General features: G+C 58.5%; 14 protein-coding genes. 3 read left to right on the forward strand and 11 right to left on the reverse strand.

Going from position 1 to position 16,237, the window contains the following annotated elements; translation table 11 throughout:
- Positions 1-70: 70 nt before the first annotated feature.
- Positions 71-2,014 (reverse strand): ATP-dependent zinc metalloprotease FtsH, encoded by a 1,944-nt coding sequence (gene ftsH, locus ACO06L_RS10780; RefSeq protein WP_230707856.1) that lies wholly within the window; start codon positions 2,012-2,014, stop codon positions 71-73.
- Between the two features lie 387 nt (positions 2,015-2,401).
- On the opposite strand from ftsH, the gene yhbY reads away from it, so the two are divergent.
- Positions 2,402-2,713, forward strand: a complete 312-nt coding sequence (yhbY, locus tag ACO06L_RS10785; protein ID WP_202348474.1) for a ribosome assembly RNA-binding protein YhbY — start codon at positions 2,402-2,404, stop codon at positions 2,711-2,713.
- A 76-nt stretch (positions 2,714-2,789) separates the two neighbouring features.
- Here the strand turns inward: yhbY and greA are convergent, their stop codons facing one another.
- From greA to grpE, 7 genes are all read right to left on the reverse strand, one after another.
- Positions 2,790-3,269: a transcription elongation factor GreA gene (greA, locus tag ACO06L_RS10790; protein ID WP_082905172.1), complete on the reverse strand. Its 480-nt coding sequence runs from the start codon at positions 3,267-3,269 to the stop codon at positions 2,790-2,792.
- A 4-nt stretch (positions 3,270-3,273) separates the two neighbouring features.
- Positions 3,274-6,492: a carbamoyl-phosphate synthase large subunit gene (gene carB, locus ACO06L_RS10795; RefSeq protein ID WP_202348473.1), complete on the reverse strand. Its 3,219-nt coding sequence runs from the start codon at positions 6,490-6,492 to the stop codon at positions 3,274-3,276.
- Between the two features lie 80 nt (positions 6,493-6,572).
- Positions 6,573-7,703 carry a glutamine-hydrolyzing carbamoyl-phosphate synthase small subunit gene (gene carA / locus ACO06L_RS10800; RefSeq protein WP_227716143.1) on the reverse strand — a complete coding sequence of 377 codons (1,131 nt, stop codon included), beginning with the start codon at positions 7,701-7,703 and terminating at the stop codon, positions 6,573-6,575.
- Positions 7,704-7,897: 194 nt separating this feature from the next.
- Positions 7,898-8,698, reverse strand: coding sequence for a 4-hydroxy-tetrahydrodipicolinate reductase (gene dapB / locus ACO06L_RS10805; RefSeq protein ID WP_008171519.1), 801 nt, complete (start codon positions 8,696-8,698; stop codon positions 7,898-7,900).
- 25 nt (positions 8,699-8,723) lie between these two features.
- Entirely contained in the window at positions 8,724-9,851 is a 1,128-nt protein-coding gene (gene dnaJ, locus ACO06L_RS10810; protein ID WP_064229993.1) for a molecular chaperone DnaJ, read from the reverse strand.
- Between the two features lie 79 nt (positions 9,852-9,930).
- Positions 9,931-11,856, reverse strand: coding sequence for a molecular chaperone DnaK (dnaK, locus tag ACO06L_RS10815; protein ID WP_064229992.1), 1,926 nt, complete (start codon positions 11,854-11,856; stop codon positions 9,931-9,933).
- A 92-nt stretch (positions 11,857-11,948) separates the two neighbouring features.
- Positions 11,949-12,548: a nucleotide exchange factor GrpE gene (gene grpE, locus ACO06L_RS10820; RefSeq protein WP_064229991.1), complete on the reverse strand. Its 600-nt coding sequence runs from the start codon at positions 12,546-12,548 to the stop codon at positions 11,949-11,951.
- A 255-nt stretch (positions 12,549-12,803) separates the two neighbouring features.
- Between grpE and recN the strand changes: the two genes are divergently transcribed.
- Positions 12,804-14,483, forward strand: coding sequence for a DNA repair protein RecN (gene recN, locus ACO06L_RS10825; RefSeq protein ID WP_202348471.1), 1,680 nt, complete (start codon positions 12,804-12,806; stop codon positions 14,481-14,483).
- A gap of 97 nt (positions 14,484-14,580) precedes the next feature.
- Here the strand turns inward: recN and fur are convergent, their stop codons facing one another.
- Complete coding sequence (fur, locus tag ACO06L_RS10830) at positions 14,581-14,991, reverse strand: ferric iron uptake transcriptional regulator (RefSeq protein ID WP_064229989.1); 411 nt, start codon at positions 14,989-14,991, stop codon at positions 14,581-14,583.
- A gap of 122 nt (positions 14,992-15,113) precedes the next feature.
- On the opposite strand from fur, the gene ACO06L_RS10835 reads away from it, so the two are divergent.
- The gene (locus ACO06L_RS10835; protein WP_064229988.1) at positions 15,114-15,440 is read left to right on the forward strand and encodes an outer membrane protein assembly factor BamE; all 327 of its coding nucleotides are present in this window, start codon (positions 15,114-15,116) and stop codon (positions 15,438-15,440) included.
- Here ACO06L_RS10835 and ACO06L_RS10840 read toward each other — a convergent pair.
- A complete protein-coding gene (locus ACO06L_RS10840; RefSeq protein WP_064229987.1) occupies positions 15,434-15,721 on the reverse strand; it encodes an RnfH family protein in 288 nt (95 codons plus the stop codon). The two genes, ACO06L_RS10835 and ACO06L_RS10840, sit on opposite strands and share 7 nt — an antisense overlap.
- On the reverse strand, positions 15,721-16,167 hold the full coding sequence (locus ACO06L_RS10845; RefSeq protein WP_064229986.1) for a type II toxin-antitoxin system RatA family toxin: 447 nt from the start codon (positions 16,165-16,167) through the stop codon (positions 15,721-15,723). The genes ACO06L_RS10840 and ACO06L_RS10845 overlap by 1 nt, the downstream gene beginning before the upstream one ends.
- Positions 16,168-16,237: the final 70 nt, after the last annotated feature.

Raw genomic sequence — 16,237 nt, forward strand, 5'->3', positions numbered from 1 at the left:
AAACAAACGCCGCCCGGAATCCGGGCGGCGCAGGGAACTACACTATTTTCTGACCTGAGGTCGCTAGCCGTCAGTGCTCTCCGGCCGGTCGGCCAACACCGGGATGACGACCATCATCAGACGCTTTCGGCTCCGGCGAAGCTTCAGGCTCGTCGGCCTTGACGCCTCCAGCGGGGCCACTACCACCCCAACCTTTGGGCGGCCGCGGTTCGCGACCTTCCATGATGTCGTCGATCTGGTAGCGGTCGATGGTTTCGTATTTCATCAATGCTTCGGCCATCAGGTCGAGCTTGTCCCGGTTGTCGATCAGAATCTGCTTGGCTTTCTCATAGCAGCTGTCGATGATGTTCCGGACTTCCTCATCGATACGCTGGGCAGTTTCCGGCGAGTACACCGTCTGGGACTGACCCGCCGAACGGCCAAGGAACGGCTCTTCACTGTCGGTATCGTACTGCAAAGGCCCAAGCTTCTCGGACAAACCCCAGCGGGTCACCATGTTCCGAGCCAGGCTGGTCGCGCGCTCAATGTCGTTGGACGCACCGGTCGTGACACCGTCAAAGCCAAGCGTCAGCTCTTCGGCAATCCGGCCACCAAACAGGCTGCAGATCGAACTGATCAGGAAGCGCTTGCTGTGGCTGTACTTGTCCTCTTCAGGGAGGAACATGGTGACACCTAGGGCGCGACCGCGCGGAATAATGCTCACCTTGTACACCGGATCGTGCTCAGGCATCAGCCGGCCAACAATCGCGTGGCCAGACTCATGGTAAGCCGTGTTCCGCTTTTCCTTTTCGCTCATGACCATGGACTTGCGCTCTGCGCCCATCATGATCTTGTCTTTAGCGAGTTCGAACTCTTCCATGGACACCAGGCGCTGGTTGCGACGGGCCGCGAACAGAGCTGCCTCGTTTACCAGGTTGGCGAGGTCCGCACCGGAGAACCCGGGCGTGCCGCGAGCAATCAGAACCGGCTCAACACCGTCCGCCAGGGGCACTTTCTTCATGTGCACCTTCAGGATCTGCTCCCGGCCAATGATATCCGGCAGACCAACTACAACCTGACGGTCAAAACGGCCCGGGCGCAACAGCGCAGGGTCAAGGACGTCCGGACGGTTGGTTGCGGCGATAACAATAACGCCTTCGTTGCCTTCAAAACCGTCCATCTCAACCAGCAACTGGTTCAGGGTCTGCTCACGCTCGTCGTGGCCACCACCCATACCGGCACCACGATGGCGACCGACAGCATCGATCTCGTCGATAAAGATGATGCACGGGCTTTGCTTCTTGGCCTGTTCGAACATGTCACGAACCCGGGAAGCACCCACGCCCACGAACATTTCGACAAAGTCAGAACCGGAGATGGAGAAGAACGGCACCTTGGCTTCGCCGGCAATAGCCTTGGCGAGCAGGGTCTTACCGGTACCCGGCTGGCCGACCATCAGAACACCCTTGGGAATGCTGCCACCAAGACGCTGGAACTTGCTGGGATCCCGAAGGAAGTCCACCAGCTCTTTCACGTCTTCCTTGGCCTCATCAACACCGGCCACATCCGCGAAAGTGGTCTTGATCTGGTCTTCACTCATCAGACGAGCCTTGCTCTTGCCGAACGACATGGGGCCTTTGCCGCCACCGCCGCCCTGCATCTGACGCATGAAGAACACAAACAGAGCGATGATGATCAGTATCGGGAACGCGGCCACCAGCAACTGTGTCCACAGGCTCTGGCGCTCAGGCTCCTTACCGATAACCTCAACGTTGTTTGCGAGAAGATCGTCCATCAGCTTGTTGTCAGACACCTGAGGACGGATTGTCTGGAACTGGGAGCCGTCACCACGGGTACCCTGAACCTGCAACCCATCGATTGTGACCTGACGGACCTGGCCTTCCTGGACCATCTCCACAAACTGGGAATAGTTGACTTGTTGGCCGGTGGTGGTGGGAGAAAAGTTCTGAAACACCATCAGCAGCACGGCGGCTATAATTAGCCAGAGAACCAGATTTTTTGCCATATCGTTCAAGGATCATCACCTGTGAATTGAAGGGTAAACCTTTCGCAAAGCACCCTTTTCTGACACCTTACACCAATTGTACGCCCGTCCACCAGAAACGGCCCATCCGTATCGGCCACATGAGGCACACAGCTTTTCTGATGAAAAGTAGCCCTAACCCTCATATTGGGCGCCATATCTGAAATTACAACAGCAACCTCGGATACAGCCCCACTTGCTCGGACAATTTGACCCATTGCCCGCGGGTTGGTTCCTTCAGCCTGCTGCAACCGCGTTGATACGTGTTAACGGCCATTTTTACAGCAGGACGATCTGTTACAATCCACCGATTATACGTTCAAGTCAGCACTTTCGCCGCTGACCTTTTGTTAATTGCACCGATAAAGAGATCACATCATGAGTCTTTCACCGGAACAGCGCCGGGAATACCGGGCCATTGCCCACAACCTCAAGCCGGTTATCATCGTTGGCGACAAAGGCCTGTCTGAGGGACTCCAGGAAGAACTGGAGCGCGCGCTGAACGATCACGAACTGATCAAGATCAAGGTGGCAAGCCAGGATCGCGAAGCGAGGCAGGAAGCCATTACGGCCCTGTGCGAGTCCTCCGGCGCTGAACTGGTCCAGACCATCGGAAAGATCGCCGTTATCCTGCGCCGCGCCAAAAAGCCCAACCCCAAGCTTTCCAATCTGTTGCGGCACAAGCACTGACCCGACGCCCGGGAAAGCAGGAACAAAAAGCCGGCTGGGGAAACCCGAGCCGGCTTTTTGTTACCTGCAGATCGGATCAGACGTATTCGACCTGCTCGATCTCATATTCCACGGTACCGGAAGGCACGCGAATCGCGACCACATCGCCTTCGCTCTTGCCGACCAGCGCCCGGGCAATGGGAGAGGAAATCGACAGCTTGCCTGCCTTGATATCTGCCTCATCTTCACCAACGATCTTGTAGGTCACCTGCTCATCGGTGTCCATGTTGAGCAGATGCACCGTGGTACCGAAAATTACCTTGCCGGTGTTCTCCATGGTGGTTACGTCGATCACCTGAGCGGCTGAGAGCTTGCCCTCGATTTCCTGGATCCGGCCTTCGATAAAGCTCTGCTGCTCTCGGGCAGCATGGTACTCGGCATTCTCTTTCAGGTCGCCGTGCTCGCGGGCGTCGGCAATCGCCGCAATAACCCGGGGACGGTCTTCGGACTTCAGCTTCTGAAGCTCCTCGCGGAGGCGGGTCTCGCCCGCCTTTGTCATTGGTACTCTGTCAGCCATAGTCTCACTTTCCTGCGTGAAGATCCTGGAGGCGGCGTACAGTGCGCTCCGGGCCGAACTTGATGGCCCGACAGAAGGCTTCGCCGCCCGCCAGTGTCGTTGTATAGGTCACCTTGGTCTGCAATGCCGACTGGCGGATCTGGGCCGAGTCGGAGATGGCCTTGCGACCTTCAGTGGTATTGATGATCAGCTGAACGTGACCGTTCTTGATGGCATCCACAATATGCGGACGGCCTTCACGGACCTTGTTCACCCGATCAACCTCGATTCCGGCCTCTTTCAGGGCCTTGGCGGTGCCGGTGGTAGCAACAAGCTTGAAGCCGGCCTCAACCAGATCACGGGCCACTTTTGCGGCGCCGGGCTTGTCGACATCCCGCACCGACATGAACGCAGTTCCTTTGGCCGGCAGGCGCTCGCCAACAGCCAGAGCGGCTTTGGCAAAAGCCTCGTCAAAGCTGTCACCCAGGCCCATCACCTCACCGGTAGACTTCATTTCCGGCCCCAGGATCGGATCCACCGCCGGGAACTTGTTGAACGGGAACACCGACTCTTTCACCGCGTAGTAGCGCGGGATGATTTCCTGGGTGAACTCCAGTTCTTTGAGGGTCTTGCCAGCCATCACCCGGGCGGCCACCTTGGCCAGGGACACACCAATAGCCTTGGACACGAACGGCACGGTCCGTGAGGCCCGCGGATTCACTTCGATCACGTAGATCTCGCCATCCTGCCAGGCCAGCTGCACGTTCATCAGGCCGACCACATCCAGCTCGATGGCCATCTTCTTGACCGCATCGCGCATTTCGTCCTGAACCTGCTGGGACAGGGTGTACGGCGGCAGCGAACAGGCGGAATCACCGGAGTGCACGCCGGCCTGCTCAATGTGCTGCATGATGCCGCCAATCACCACGTCGGTGCCGTCGGAGATGGCGTCGATGTCCACCTCAATGGCGGCATTCAGGAAGTGGTCCAGCAGCACCGGGCTGTCGTTGGAGACCAGCACCGCGTTGCGCATGTAGCGAACCAGTTCTTCCTCGTCATAGACGATTTCCATGGCCCGACCGCCCAGTACATAGGAGGGACGCACCACCAGCGGGTAGCCGATTTCCCGGGCCGCCAGAATGCCTTCCTCGTGACTGCGCACGGTAGCGTTTTCCGGCTGCTTCAGACCCAGGCGGGTAATCATCTGCTGGAACCGTTCCCGGTCCTCGGCGCGGTCGATGGCGTCCGGGCTGGTGCCGATGATGGGTACGCCGGCCGCTTCCAGGCCTCGGGCCAGTTTCAGCGGGGTCTGGCCGCCGTACTGGACGATGACGCCCTTGGGCTTCTCGACGTGGATGATTTCCAGCACGTCTTCCAGGGTGATCGGCTCGAAGTACAACCGGTCGGAGGTGTCGTAATCGGTGGACACGGTCTCCGGGTTGCAGTTGATCATGATGGTTTCATAACCGTCCTCACGCATGGCCAGGGCCGCGTGCACACAGCAGTAGTCGAACTCGATGCCCTGACCGATCCGGTTCGGGCCGCCACCGATCACCACTATCTTCTCGCGGTCGCTGGCGTCCGACTCGCACTCTTCCTCATAGGTGGAGTACATGTAGGCGGTGTCGGAGGCAAACTCGGCGGCGCAGGTATCCACCCGCTTGTACACCGGGCGGATGCCCAGGTCGTGGCGCAGCTTGCGCAGGCTCACCTCGGAGATGCCCAGCAGTTTCGCAAGGCGGGCATCGGAGAAGCCCTTACGCTTGAGGCGGAACAGGGTGGCCTGGTCAATGTCGGCCTTGCCGGCACTCTTCAGCGCCTGCTCTTCCCTGATCAGGTCCTCGATCTGCACCAGGTACCAGGGATCCACGTGGGTATGCTCGTGCAGGTCCTCCACCGTCATGCCAGCCCGGAAGGCATCGCCGATATACCAGATGCGGTCGGCACCGGGCACATTCAGTTCGCGGGTCAGGGTTTCCTGGGAGTCCTGGGAACTGAGATCTTCCAGTTTCTCGTCAAACCCTTCGGAGCCCACTTCCAGGCCCCGTAGGGCTTTCTGCAGGGATTCCTGGAAGGTCCGGCCGATGGCCATGACCTCTCCCACGGATTTCATCTGGGTGGTCAGGCGGGCGTCGGCCTGGGGGAATTTCTCGAAGGTGAACCGGGGAATCTTGGTGACCACGTAATCGATGGACGGCTCGAACGAGGCCGGGGTCACGCCACCGGTAATCTCGTTGCGCAGCTCATCCAGGGTGTAACCCACCGCCAGCTTGGCCGCGACCTTGGCGATCGGGAAACCGGTGGCCTTGGACGCCAGCGCCGAGGAACGGGACACCCGCGGGTTCATCTCGATCACCACCATGCGCCCGGTGTCCGGGTTGATCCCGAACTGCACGTTGGAGCCGCCGGTTTCCACACCGATCTCACGCAGGACTGCCAACGAGGCGTTCCGCATGATCTGGTATTCCTTGTCGGTGAGGGTCTGGGCCGGTGCCACGGTGATGGAGTCACCGGTATGCACACCCATGGCATCGAAGTTCTCGATGGCGCAGACAATGATGCAGTTGTCGTTCTTGTCCCGGACAACTTCCATCTCGTACTCTTTCCAGCCGATCAGGGATTCGTCGATCAGCAGTTCGTTGGTCGGCGACAGGTCCAGACCACGGGTACAGATTTCCTCGAACTCGTCGCGGTTGTAGGCAATACCGCCGCCGGAGCCGCCCATGGTGAAGGACGGGCGGATGATGCACGGGAAGCCGATGTCGTCGGCCACTCGCCAGGCTTCTTCCATGGAATGGGCGATGGTGGCCCGGGGGCACTCCAGGCCGATCTTCTTCATGGCCTTGTCGAAGCGGTCCCGGTCTTCGGCTTTGTCGATGGTATCGGCATTGGCGCCGATCATTTCCACGCCGTGCTTTTCCAGGATGCCGTGGCGCTCCAGGTCCAGGGCGCAGTTCAGTGCGGTCTGGCCGCCCATGGTGGGTAGCAGCGCATCCGGCTGCTCTTTCTCGATGATCTTCTCGACGGTCTTCCAGGTAATCGGCTCGATGTAGGTAGCATCGGCCATGACCGGGTCGGTCATGATGGTTGCCGGGTTGGAGTTAACCAGAATAACCCGGTAACCCTCTTCGCGCAGCGCCTTGCAGGCCTGGGCTCCGGAGTAATCAAACTCGCACGCCTGCCCGATCACGATGGGGCCGGCGCCCAGGATCAGGATGCTTTGGATGTCGGTACGTTTTGGCATGTCTTGGTAAACCTGTCAGCAACTTTTGAATTCTGGCAGCGCAACACGCGGCGCCCGTGAGTTTTCCGTGGCGATCGGTCTCAGGCCGATCGCACCTCCATCAGGCGGATAAACTCGTCAAACAGCGGGGCCACGTCATGGGGACCGGGGCTGGCTTCCGGGTGGCCCTGGAAGCTGTAGGCCGGCTTGTCGGTCCGGCGAATGCCCTGCAGGGTGCCGTCAAACAGAGACTTGTGAGTCGCCTCGACATTGGCCGGCAGTGTTGCCTCATCCACGGCAAACCCGTGGTTCTGGCTGGTGATCATCACCGTGCCCTTGGCGATATCCTGCACCGGATGGTTAGCGCCATGGTGACCGTGGCCCATCTTCATGGTCTTGGCACCGCTGGCCAGGGCCAGCAGCTGATGGCCCAGGCAGATACCAAACACGGGAATGTCGGTTTCCAGCACTTCCTTGATGGCGGTGATGGCGTAATCACAGGGCTCGGGGTCCCCGGGGCCGTTGGACAAGAATACACCGTCCGGATTCATCGCCAGAACCTCGGAGGCCGGAGTCTGCGCCGGCACCACGGTGATGTCGCAGCCGCGAGAAGCGAGCATGCGCAGGATGTTCAGCTTCACGCCGTAATCCCAGGCAACTACCTTGAACCGGGACTCGTTGCGCTCACCATAGCCCTCGGCCAGGGTCCACTCGGTCTCGCTCCAGGACCAGATCTTGTCGGAGGTAACCTCTTTCGCCAGGTCCATGCCCTTGAGGCCGGGGAAGGCTTTGGCCAGTTCCAGCGCCCGCTCGGCGGTGGCGTTTTCACCCGCCACGATGGCACCGTTCTGGGAGCCTTTATCCCGGAGGATGCGAGTCAGGCGGCGGGTATCAATGTCGGCGATCCCAACAATGTTGTTGCTTCGCAGGTAGTCGTCCAGGCTTCCCTTGCTGCGCCAGCTGCTGGCGAGCAGAGGCAGATCGCGAATAATCAGGCCGGCAGCCTGGATGCGGTCTGACTCGATGTCTTCTTCGTTCACACCGGTGTTGCCGATGTGCGGGTAAGTCAGGGTAACGATCTGGCGGGAATAGGACGGATCTGTCAGGATTTCCTGATAGCCGGTCATGGCGGTGTTGAACACCACTTCACCGCTGGTTTCTCCGTCAGCGCCGATGGCTGTGCCGTAGAACAGGCTTCCGTCTGCGAGTGCAAGGATTGCTGGTGTGCTCAAGGCTTGTATCCTCATCGAGTGGCGTATCGGTTCGTCACGAACAGGAACGCAAGCGCAAATTCAGGTTGCAAAAAAGCGAGACGGAGTCTTAACTCGGTCCCGCTTTTTCAGAAACTTTGTGCAAAGGTACGCTTGGTGCAGTCAAACCGCCTTATTGTAAAAAATATGGCGCTTTGTGTCCACGAGAAATGGCCTCACTTGAGGTCCAGCACATCCTGCATATCGTAAAGCCCGGCCGGCTTATCCTTGAGCCACAACGCTGCCCGCATAGCACCTTTGGCAAAGGTCATCCGGCTGCTGGCTTTATGGGTTACCTCGATGCGCTCACCCTCGGTGGCGAACAAAACGGTGTGATCACCGACCACGTCACCCGCTCGAATGGTCTCAAACCCGATTTCCTTGCGGGTACGCTCACCGGTGAAACCTTCACGGCCATAGACGGCACACTCTTTCAGGTCACGACCCAGCGCATCGGCGACAACTTCGCCCATGCGCAGGGCCGTTCCGGAGGGAGCATCCTTCTTGTGGCGGTGATGGGCTTCGATGATTTCAACGTCGTAGTCGTCACCAAGAGTGGCCGCTGCAGTGCGCAACAAGTTGAGGACGACGTTGACGCCGACGCTCATGTTGGGCGCGAACACCACCGGGGTGGATTCAGCGGCCAGGGCCAACTGCTGCTTCTCGGCGTCGGACATGCCGGTGGTACCGATGACGAGCATCTTGCCGTTGGCCTTGCAGAACTCGGCATTTTCCAGGGTCAGGTCCGGGAAGGTGAAGTCGATAAGCACATCGAAATCATCCTTCACATCGGCCAGACTGCCGGCCATTTTTACGCCGGTTTTGCCGATACCGGTCATTTCGCCGGCATCGGCGCCGATCAGGCTACTGCCCGGCTCGACGACGGCGGCACCCAGCTCCAGGCCTTCGGTGCCGTCAACGGCTTCGATCAGGACTTTTCCCATGCGCCCGGCGGCGCCGATGATTGCTACCCTCATGCTCGCGTTCCTTTTGTCGGGCCGATCAGAATTTCATTTCGTCAAAGAAGCTTTTGACACCTTCAAACCAGGAGCTCTTCTTCGGGCCATGCTCTGTGCCGTTGCTGCCATCCAGGGTTTTCTGGAACTCTTCGAGCAGCTCTTTCTGGCGTTTGGTCAGATTCACCGGCGTTTCCACGATCACACGGCACAGCAAGTCACCAGCAGGACCGCCACGAACCGGGCTGACACCCTTGTTACGCAGACGGAACAGCTTGCCGGTCTGGGTCTCCGGTGGAATCTTCAGCTTCACCCGGCCATCCAGTGTCGGCACCTCGAGCTCTCCACCGAGGGAGGCATCAACAATGCTGATGGGAACTTCGCAATAGAGGTTGCGGCCATCGCGAGTGAAGATGGAGTGCTCGCGTACGGCGATCTGCACATACAGGTCGCCTGGGGGGCCACCATCGACGCCCATCTCGCCTTCACCGGAAAGACGAATGCGGTCGCCGGTGTCCACACCGGGTGGCACTTTAACCGACAGTGTTTTCTCTTCCTGAACCCGGCCCTGGCCGTGACAGGCCTTGCAGGGGTTCTTGATGATCTGACCCGAGCCGCGACAGGTCGGACACGCCTGCTGCACAGTGAAGAAACCCTGCTGCATGCGCACCTGCCCCATTCCCTTACAGGTACCACAGGTTTCCGGGCGGGAGCCTTTCTCGGCACCGCTGCCGTCGCAGACTTCACATTCACGATGCCCCGGAATCTTGATCTGGACTGTCTTGCCTTTCACGGCCTCTTCCAGATCAAGCTCCAAGGTATAGCGCAGGTCGGCGCCACGGGTGTTGCGGCCACGGCCGCCGCCACCAAAGATGTCACCGAACACATCGCCGAAGATATCGGAGAAGCTGGCACCGCCGCCTCCGAATCCGCCACCGCCAGCCTGGCCGTCAACGCCGGCATGACCGAACTGGTCATAGGCAGCCCGCTTCGACGGCTCTGCCAGTACTTCGTAGGCTTCGCTGGCCTCTTTGAACTTGTTCTCGGCTTCGGTGTCGTCCGGGTTACGGTCGGGGTGGTACTTCATTGCGAGCTTTCGGTACGCTCGCTTGATTTCCTTCTCGTCCGCGTCCCGGGAAATCCCGAGAATCTCGTAATAATCGCGCTTGGCCATGCTTTTAAAACCCTGTTTTTAAACGCGGAAAACGCGGGGGAACTCCCCGCGTTTTCCAACTGCCTGATGTACGTCAGATTTATCGCTTGTCGTCGTCTTTGACTTCTTCGAACTCAGCGTCGACGGCGTCGTCAGACTGCTGGCCCTGGGCTTCTTCCTGCCCACCGGCCTGCTGCGCCTGATCCGCCTGATCTGCATACATCTTCTGGGCCAGCTCGGAAGAGACTTCCGTCAGCTTCTGAGTTTTGGCTTCGATGTCTTCCTTGTCGGAACCTTCCAGAGCCTCCTCCAGCTCTTTAATGGAAGCTTCGATAGACTCCTTCTCGCTGTCGCTGACCTTGTCACCGGCATCCTTCAGGGTCTTGCGAACGGCGTGAACCATTGCATCACCCTGGTTGCGAACCTGGACAAGCTCTTCGAACTTGCGATCTTCCTCAGCATTCGCTTCGGCATCGCGAACCATCTTCTCGATTTCGTCATCGTTCAGACCTGAAGAGGCCTTGATCACGATGGACTGTTCCTTGCCGGTAGCCTTGTCCTTAGCGGACACGTTCAGGATACCGTTGGCGTCGATATCGAAGGTTACTTCGATCTGCGGAACGCCGCGCGGCGCCGGCGGAATATCTGCCAGGTCGAAACGGCCCAGAGATTTGTTCTGGTTCGCCTGCTTGCGCTCACCCTGGACCACGTGAATGGTCACGGCAGTCTGGTTGTCATCCGCTGTAGAGAAGGTCTGCGACTTCTTGGTCGGGATCGTGGTGTTCTTATCGATCAGCGGAGTTGCCACGCCACCCATGGTTTCGATACCCAGGGTCAGCGGGGTTACGTCCAGCAGCAATACGTCTTTCACGTCGCCAGACAGAACGGCCGCCTGAATCGCAGCACCCATGGCCACGGCTTCATCCGGGTTAACGTCCTTGCGGGCTTCTTTGCCGAAGAACTCTTTAACCTTCTCCTGCACCAGCGGCATACGGGTCTGACCACCAACCAGGATAACCTCGTCGATTTCACCAGCCTTCATGCCGGCGTCTTCCAGAGCCACCTTACAGGGCTCAAGGCTGCGCTGGACCAGGTCTTCCACCAGGGACTCCAGCTTGGCGCGGGTCAGCTTCACATTCATGTGCTTGGGACCAGACGCGTCTGCAGTGATGTACGGCAGGTTAACGTCGGTCTGCTGGCTGCTGGAAAGCTCAATCTTGGCCTTCTCGCCAGCTTCCTTCAGGCGCTGCATCGCCAGGGAGTCGCCACGCAGGTCGATGCCGCTGTCTTTCTTGAACTGGTCTGCCAGGTACTCGATGATTTTCAGATCGAAGTCTTCACCACCGAGGAAGGTGTCACCGTTGGTGGCCAGAACCTCGAACTGGTGCTCACCGTCCACATCGGCAATTTCGATGATGGACAGGTCAAAGGTACCACCCCCCAGGTCATATACAGCCACGGTGCGGTCGCCGCTCTTCTTGTCCAGGCCATAAGCCAGGGCAGCCGCGGTCGGCTCGTTGATAATCCGCTTCACTTCCAGACCGGCAATCTTGCCTGCATCCTTGGTAGCCTGACGCTGGCTGTCGTTGAAGTAGGCCGGCACGGTGATAACCGCTTCGGTCACTTTCTCACCCAGGTAGTCTTCTGCAGTCTTCTTCATTTTCTTGAGAACTTCTGCAGACACCTGCGGCGGCGCCATCTTCTCGCCCTTCACCTCTACCCAGGCGTCACCGTTGTCCGCCTTGGCGATTTTGTACGGCACCATCTTGATGTCTTTCTGAACCACGTCGTCTTCAAAACGACGACCGATCAGACGCTTGATGGCGTAAAGGGTGTTGTGCGGGTTGGTTACAGCCTGGCGCTTGGCTGACTGGCCAACCAGGGTCTCGCCATCGTCTGTGTAGGCGATGATGGACGGGGTGGTGCGATCACCCTCGGCGTTTTCAATAACCTTCACCTTATCGCCATCCATGATGGCAACACAGGAGTTGGTCGTTCCCAGATCGATACCGATAATTTTGCTCATTGAGTCACTCCGATTCTTCTGAATGCTTTCCCGGAGGGCATTTGCCTCCGCTGTCGCTATTTACTGGCTATATTGGCGCTTTAATCGGCTTTTCAAGCCTGCTCATCAATTTTTGGTGCATCTTCCGCTTTGGCGACCACCACCATGGCCGGCCGCACAACACGACCATTCAGCAGATACCCTTTCTGAACCACGGCAACCACGCTGTTCGGCTCGGCATCCGGCGCAGGCACCATGGACATGGCTTCATGATGCTGGGGATCGAACGGTTCGCCCACAGGGTTGATCTGCTCAACATTGAATTTCTTCAGGCTGGACATGAACAGACTCAGAGTCATCTCCACGCCTTCGCGAATGGAGGCAACCAGCTCGCCTGATTCCTCGTGACCCTCGGTGCTCTCAACCGCCTTTTCAAGACTGTCTGCAACCGGCAGCAGCTCCTTAACGAACTTTTCCAGGGCAAACTTGTGAGCTTTCTCCACGTCAATCTCGGCGCGGCGCCGAACGTTCTGCATCTCCGCCTGGGAGCGCAACATCTGCTCCTGGAACTCCTGAACCTGGGCCTTGAGCGCTTCTACTTCCGAGCCTTCACCCTCGCCAGCCTCTGCTTCAGCAGACTGGGCTTCCTCTTTAGCAGCCTCGAGGGCTTCGTTCAGTTCCTCGTGCTCATTCCGGTTCTCGTCAGTGCTCATGACTACTCCTGATTATTCTGAAGCGGCCCGCTGTCAGTGGCCGGTTAAACATGGGCTCCGGCCGCGGCGAGCCGGAAAATGTCGTTGCGAACGGATATGGGGCCCGCTCTTCAGGTTTCAACCACCAATGCCTGCAATCCTGAAGAAAATCCCCTCAACAGGTTTGCAAACAGCAAAAACCCTGTATATATTCACAGTAACTGTATACACAAACAGTGTTTTGCCGGTCTCAGGAAGAACGCGGAGGGTATCTGCATGCTGACTCAACTTACGGTTTCCAATTACGCCATCGCCGAACGGGTGGAACTCCAGTTCAGCAAGGGGATGACAGCGCTCACCGGCGAGACCGGCGCCGGCAAATCCATCGTGCTGGACGCTCTCGGGCTGGCCATGGGGGGGCGCGCAGATGCCGGCGCGGTTCGTCATGGCGCCAAGCGCGCCGATATCACAGCCACCTTCGACGTATCTGACATTCCCGAGGCCAGCACCTGGCTGGCAGAGCATGAGCTGGATGACGAGAACGACTGCATTCTGCGCCGGGTAATCAGCAAAGATGGCCGCTCCCGCGCCTACATCAATGGCCAACCCTGCCCGCTGAACCATTTGAAGGAACTCGGCGGGTTACTGATGGACATTCACAGCCAGCACCAACATCAGTCCCTGCTGCGCAAGGAAACCCACCGCAAGCTGGTGGACGAGTTTGCCGGCGTTGAGGCTCTGGCCGCCGACACCCGCGAAGCCTGGAAAACCTGGAACCAGATCCGCCAACGGCTGACCGAGCGCCGGCAGAATGCCGATGAAGCGGAGGCCAAGCTGCAACTGCTGCGTTACCAGGTGGAAGAACTGGACCGCCTGGCACTGGAAGACGGCGAGCAAGAACAGCTGGAACGGGAACAGGCCCAACTGAGCCAGGCAGACACAGTTCTGCACAACAGCCACCAGGCGGCCCTGTTTTGCACGGAAGATGAAACCAGCGCGGCTGATCTGGTTCGCCAGGCACTGCAACAACTGGAACAGCTTCCCGTGGATGTGCCTGCACTGGCCGACACCATCCAGATGCTGAACGAAGCCCAGATCCAGATCAGCGAGGCCGGCGACAACCTGCGCCACTTTGTCGAAGACTATGAGGCCGACCCGGCACGTCTGTCGGAAGTGGAAGAGCGGCTGAGCGCCATTTACCAGATGGCCCGCAAGCATCGGATCACACCCGAGGAATTACCGGAATTGCATCAGCGCCTGAGCGTCGAGCTGGCCGAACTGGACGGCGGCGAAGGCAGCCTGGAACAACTGGAAGCAGAGCTGGAAAGCCAGCGGGCACGCTTCGATGAACTGGCCGGCAAGCTTTCGGAGGCTCGAGCCACGGCGGCTGCCGAGCTGGACCAACGGGTCGCAGCCGAGCTTGCCCAGTTGAGCATGCCCAACATGCAGTTCATTACCCATCTGAATCGGAACAGCGGCGAGGAGCCGGCACCCCACGGGCTGGAAGAGATTGAATTCCTGGTCAGCGCCAATCCGGGCCAGCCGGCTCGACCCTTGGCCAAAGTGGCCTCCGGCGGTGAATTGTCGCGGATCAGTCTTGCCATTCAGGTGGTGGTTGCCCAGACCTCAACCACGCCCACCCTGGTCTTCGACGAAGTGGATGTCGGCATTGGCGGTGGTACGGCCGAAGTAGTTGGCCGACTACTTCGAACCCTTGGCAGCAACGGACAAGTACTTTGCGTGACCCACCTGCCGCAAGTGGCAGCTCAGTGCCACCAGCACCTGTTTGTAAGCAAGTTTACCGAACAGGATGCAACCTTCTCGAAAATCGAGACGCTGGATGACCAGGGCAGAATCAGTGAAGTAGCGCGAATGTTGGGAGGCGTGGACATGACCGAACACACGATCGCACATGCCCGGGAGATGTTTTCAAAGGGGCAGGCAACCCATCACTGAGCCGCGAGCAATTTTCCACTACCCCTCTCGATCCTGAGAGCTGTTGGGGCGGGCCAAAAGCCCGCCCCTTTTTTTCATCAGACTGACTGAACAAGACTCAGGACTTGATAGGCTTTACGTACAGAATCAGGCTGTGGTCAACGATTTCGTAGCCATTCTCTTCGGCGATTTTCTTCTGGCGCTCTTCAATGACCTCGTCGACGAACTCGATTACCTCACCAGTCTGTGTGCAGACCATGTGGTCGTGGTGATCATCTCCAGCCATCTCGAACACGGCATGCCCGCCCTCAAAGTTGTGGCGTAGGACGAGCCCCGCCGCCTCAAACTGGGTCAGCACCCGGTAGACTGTTGCCAGCCCCACGTCATCGCCTTGCTCCAGAAGCTTCTTGTACACATCTTCGGCACTGAGATGATGCTCCTCCGCTGTCTCCAGGATATTGAAGATCTTCACTCGCGGCAGAGTCACTTTCAGACCGACTTTTCGTAATTCGGCGTTTTCGGATGACATGTTACTATTCACTCTTTGGTGTGCCTCACGGCTTCCGGTATGATGAAGCCGCCATTGAACGGTTAACCCGTGTCACACCTGCCTCTGGCAGGCGATTTCAAGATAGAGGATTTCCCCCGGCGATGCAAAAGCTCACAGCTCTCATTCTCACTTTCGTTCTATCCGGTTGCGTTTTTCCGGGCGTCTACAAAATCAACGTCCAGCAGGGAAACATCGTTACCGATGAGGAGCTGACGCAGCTGACCGAAGGCATGCCTCGCAGCCAGGTGCACGCAGTTATGGGAACACCCCTCATGCTCAACCCGGTTGACCCCTCCCGCGAATACTATGTGTATACGTTTCAGAGAGAGGGCGGGGACATCCAGGAACAACGAATTATCGTTTACTACGAAGACGACCAGTACGCCTACTACGAGGCCCAGCTACTGGAAGAAACCCCGGCCTACTGAGCCTGGTCTTTCTTTTTCGCCCGGTTCAATCGCGCCTGCTTGGGATCGATCTTGAGCGGGCGATACAGCTCCACCCGGTCGCCTTCGCGAAGTTCGTGCGCCGCCGGGTCTTTGATGACCTTTCCGAACACGCCCATATCAATGGTGTCGGGATCAATTTCCGGAAAAATATCGGTGATTCCGGATAACTTGGCAGCTTCCAGAGCCGTGGTTCCCTCCGGCACGTTCACCGGCACAATTTCCTGCCGGTCAGGCCTGGCATAGGCCACTTCCACCTGCATTATGCACCCTCCTTCCGGTAAAGCTCATCGGCACGGCGACAGAACGCATCCACCATGGTATTGGCAGCCTGGCTGAAAACGGGCCCGAAGGTCATCCTTGAAAGCGATCCGGAAAACTCGAACTCCAGGGTCAGAATCACCTTGCAGGCGTTCTCGTCCAGGGATTTGAAATGCCAGCGGCCCGTCAGGTTGCGGAAAGGACCGTCCACCAGATTCATCTCAATCGCCTCCGGCATCAGCAACTGATTGCGGGTCGTCAGCTTGTGGCGCACCCCACCCTTGGCGATTTCCAGGGACGCAGTGACCTGCTCCGGCTGCCGCTCGTGAATCTCCGCGCCCGCACACCAGGGCAAAAACTCCGGGTAACGGGCAATATCGTTGACCAGGTGAAACATGCGCTCGGCGGAGTGCATAACCAAAGCTGTTTTATCAATCTGATGGGGCATTGGAACCGGTTGTCCTGCTTGCAAACACGCTGTGAAAAGATTGCAGACTTCTGGGAAGGAAGACAGCCTT

The sequence above is a fragment of the Marinobacter sp. genome (assembly GCF_965229985.1).
Taxonomy (GTDB): domain Bacteria; phylum Pseudomonadota; class Gammaproteobacteria; order Pseudomonadales; family Oleiphilaceae; genus Marinobacter.

What these genes read in the sequence shown, in the direction of transcription:
- ACO06L_RS10835 (WP_064229988.1), top strand. Translation starts at nt 15,114, where the DNA reads ATGCAAAAGCTCACAGCTCTCATTCTCACTTTCGTTCTATCCGGTTGC.
- yhbY (WP_202348474.1), top strand. Translation starts at nt 2,402, where the DNA reads ATGAGTCTTTCACCGGAACAGCGCCGGGAATACCGGGCCATTGCCCAC.
- greA (WP_082905172.1), bottom strand. Translation starts at nt 3,269, where the DNA reads ATGGCTGACAGAGTACCAATGACAAAGGCGGGCGAGACCCGCCTCCGC.
- ACO06L_RS10840 (WP_064229987.1), bottom strand. Translation starts at nt 15,721, where the DNA reads ATGCAGGTGGAAGTGGCCTATGCCAGGCCTGACCGGCAGGAAATTGTG.
- carB (WP_202348473.1), bottom strand. Translation starts at nt 6,492, where the DNA reads ATGCCAAAACGTACCGACATCCAAAGCATCCTGATCCTGGGCGCCGGC.
- fur (WP_064229989.1), bottom strand. Translation starts at nt 14,991, where the DNA reads ATGTCATCCGAAAACGCCGAATTACGAAAAGTCGGTCTGAAAGTGACT.
- grpE (WP_064229991.1), bottom strand. Translation starts at nt 12,548, where the DNA reads ATGAGCACTGACGAGAACCGGAATGAGCACGAGGAACTGAACGAAGCC.
- recN (WP_202348471.1), top strand. Translation starts at nt 12,804, where the DNA reads ATGCTGACTCAACTTACGGTTTCCAATTACGCCATCGCCGAACGGGTG.
- dapB (WP_008171519.1), bottom strand. Translation starts at nt 8,698, where the DNA reads ATGAGGGTAGCAATCATCGGCGCCGCCGGGCGCATGGGAAAAGTCCTG.
- dnaK (WP_064229992.1), bottom strand. Translation starts at nt 11,856, where the DNA reads ATGAGCAAAATTATCGGTATCGATCTGGGAACGACCAACTCCTGTGTT.
- dnaJ (WP_064229993.1), bottom strand. Translation starts at nt 9,851, where the DNA reads ATGGCCAAGCGCGATTATTACGAGATTCTCGGGATTTCCCGGGACGCG.
- ACO06L_RS10845 (WP_064229986.1), bottom strand. Translation starts at nt 16,167, where the DNA reads ATGCCCCATCAGATTGATAAAACAGCTTTGGTTATGCACTCCGCCGAG.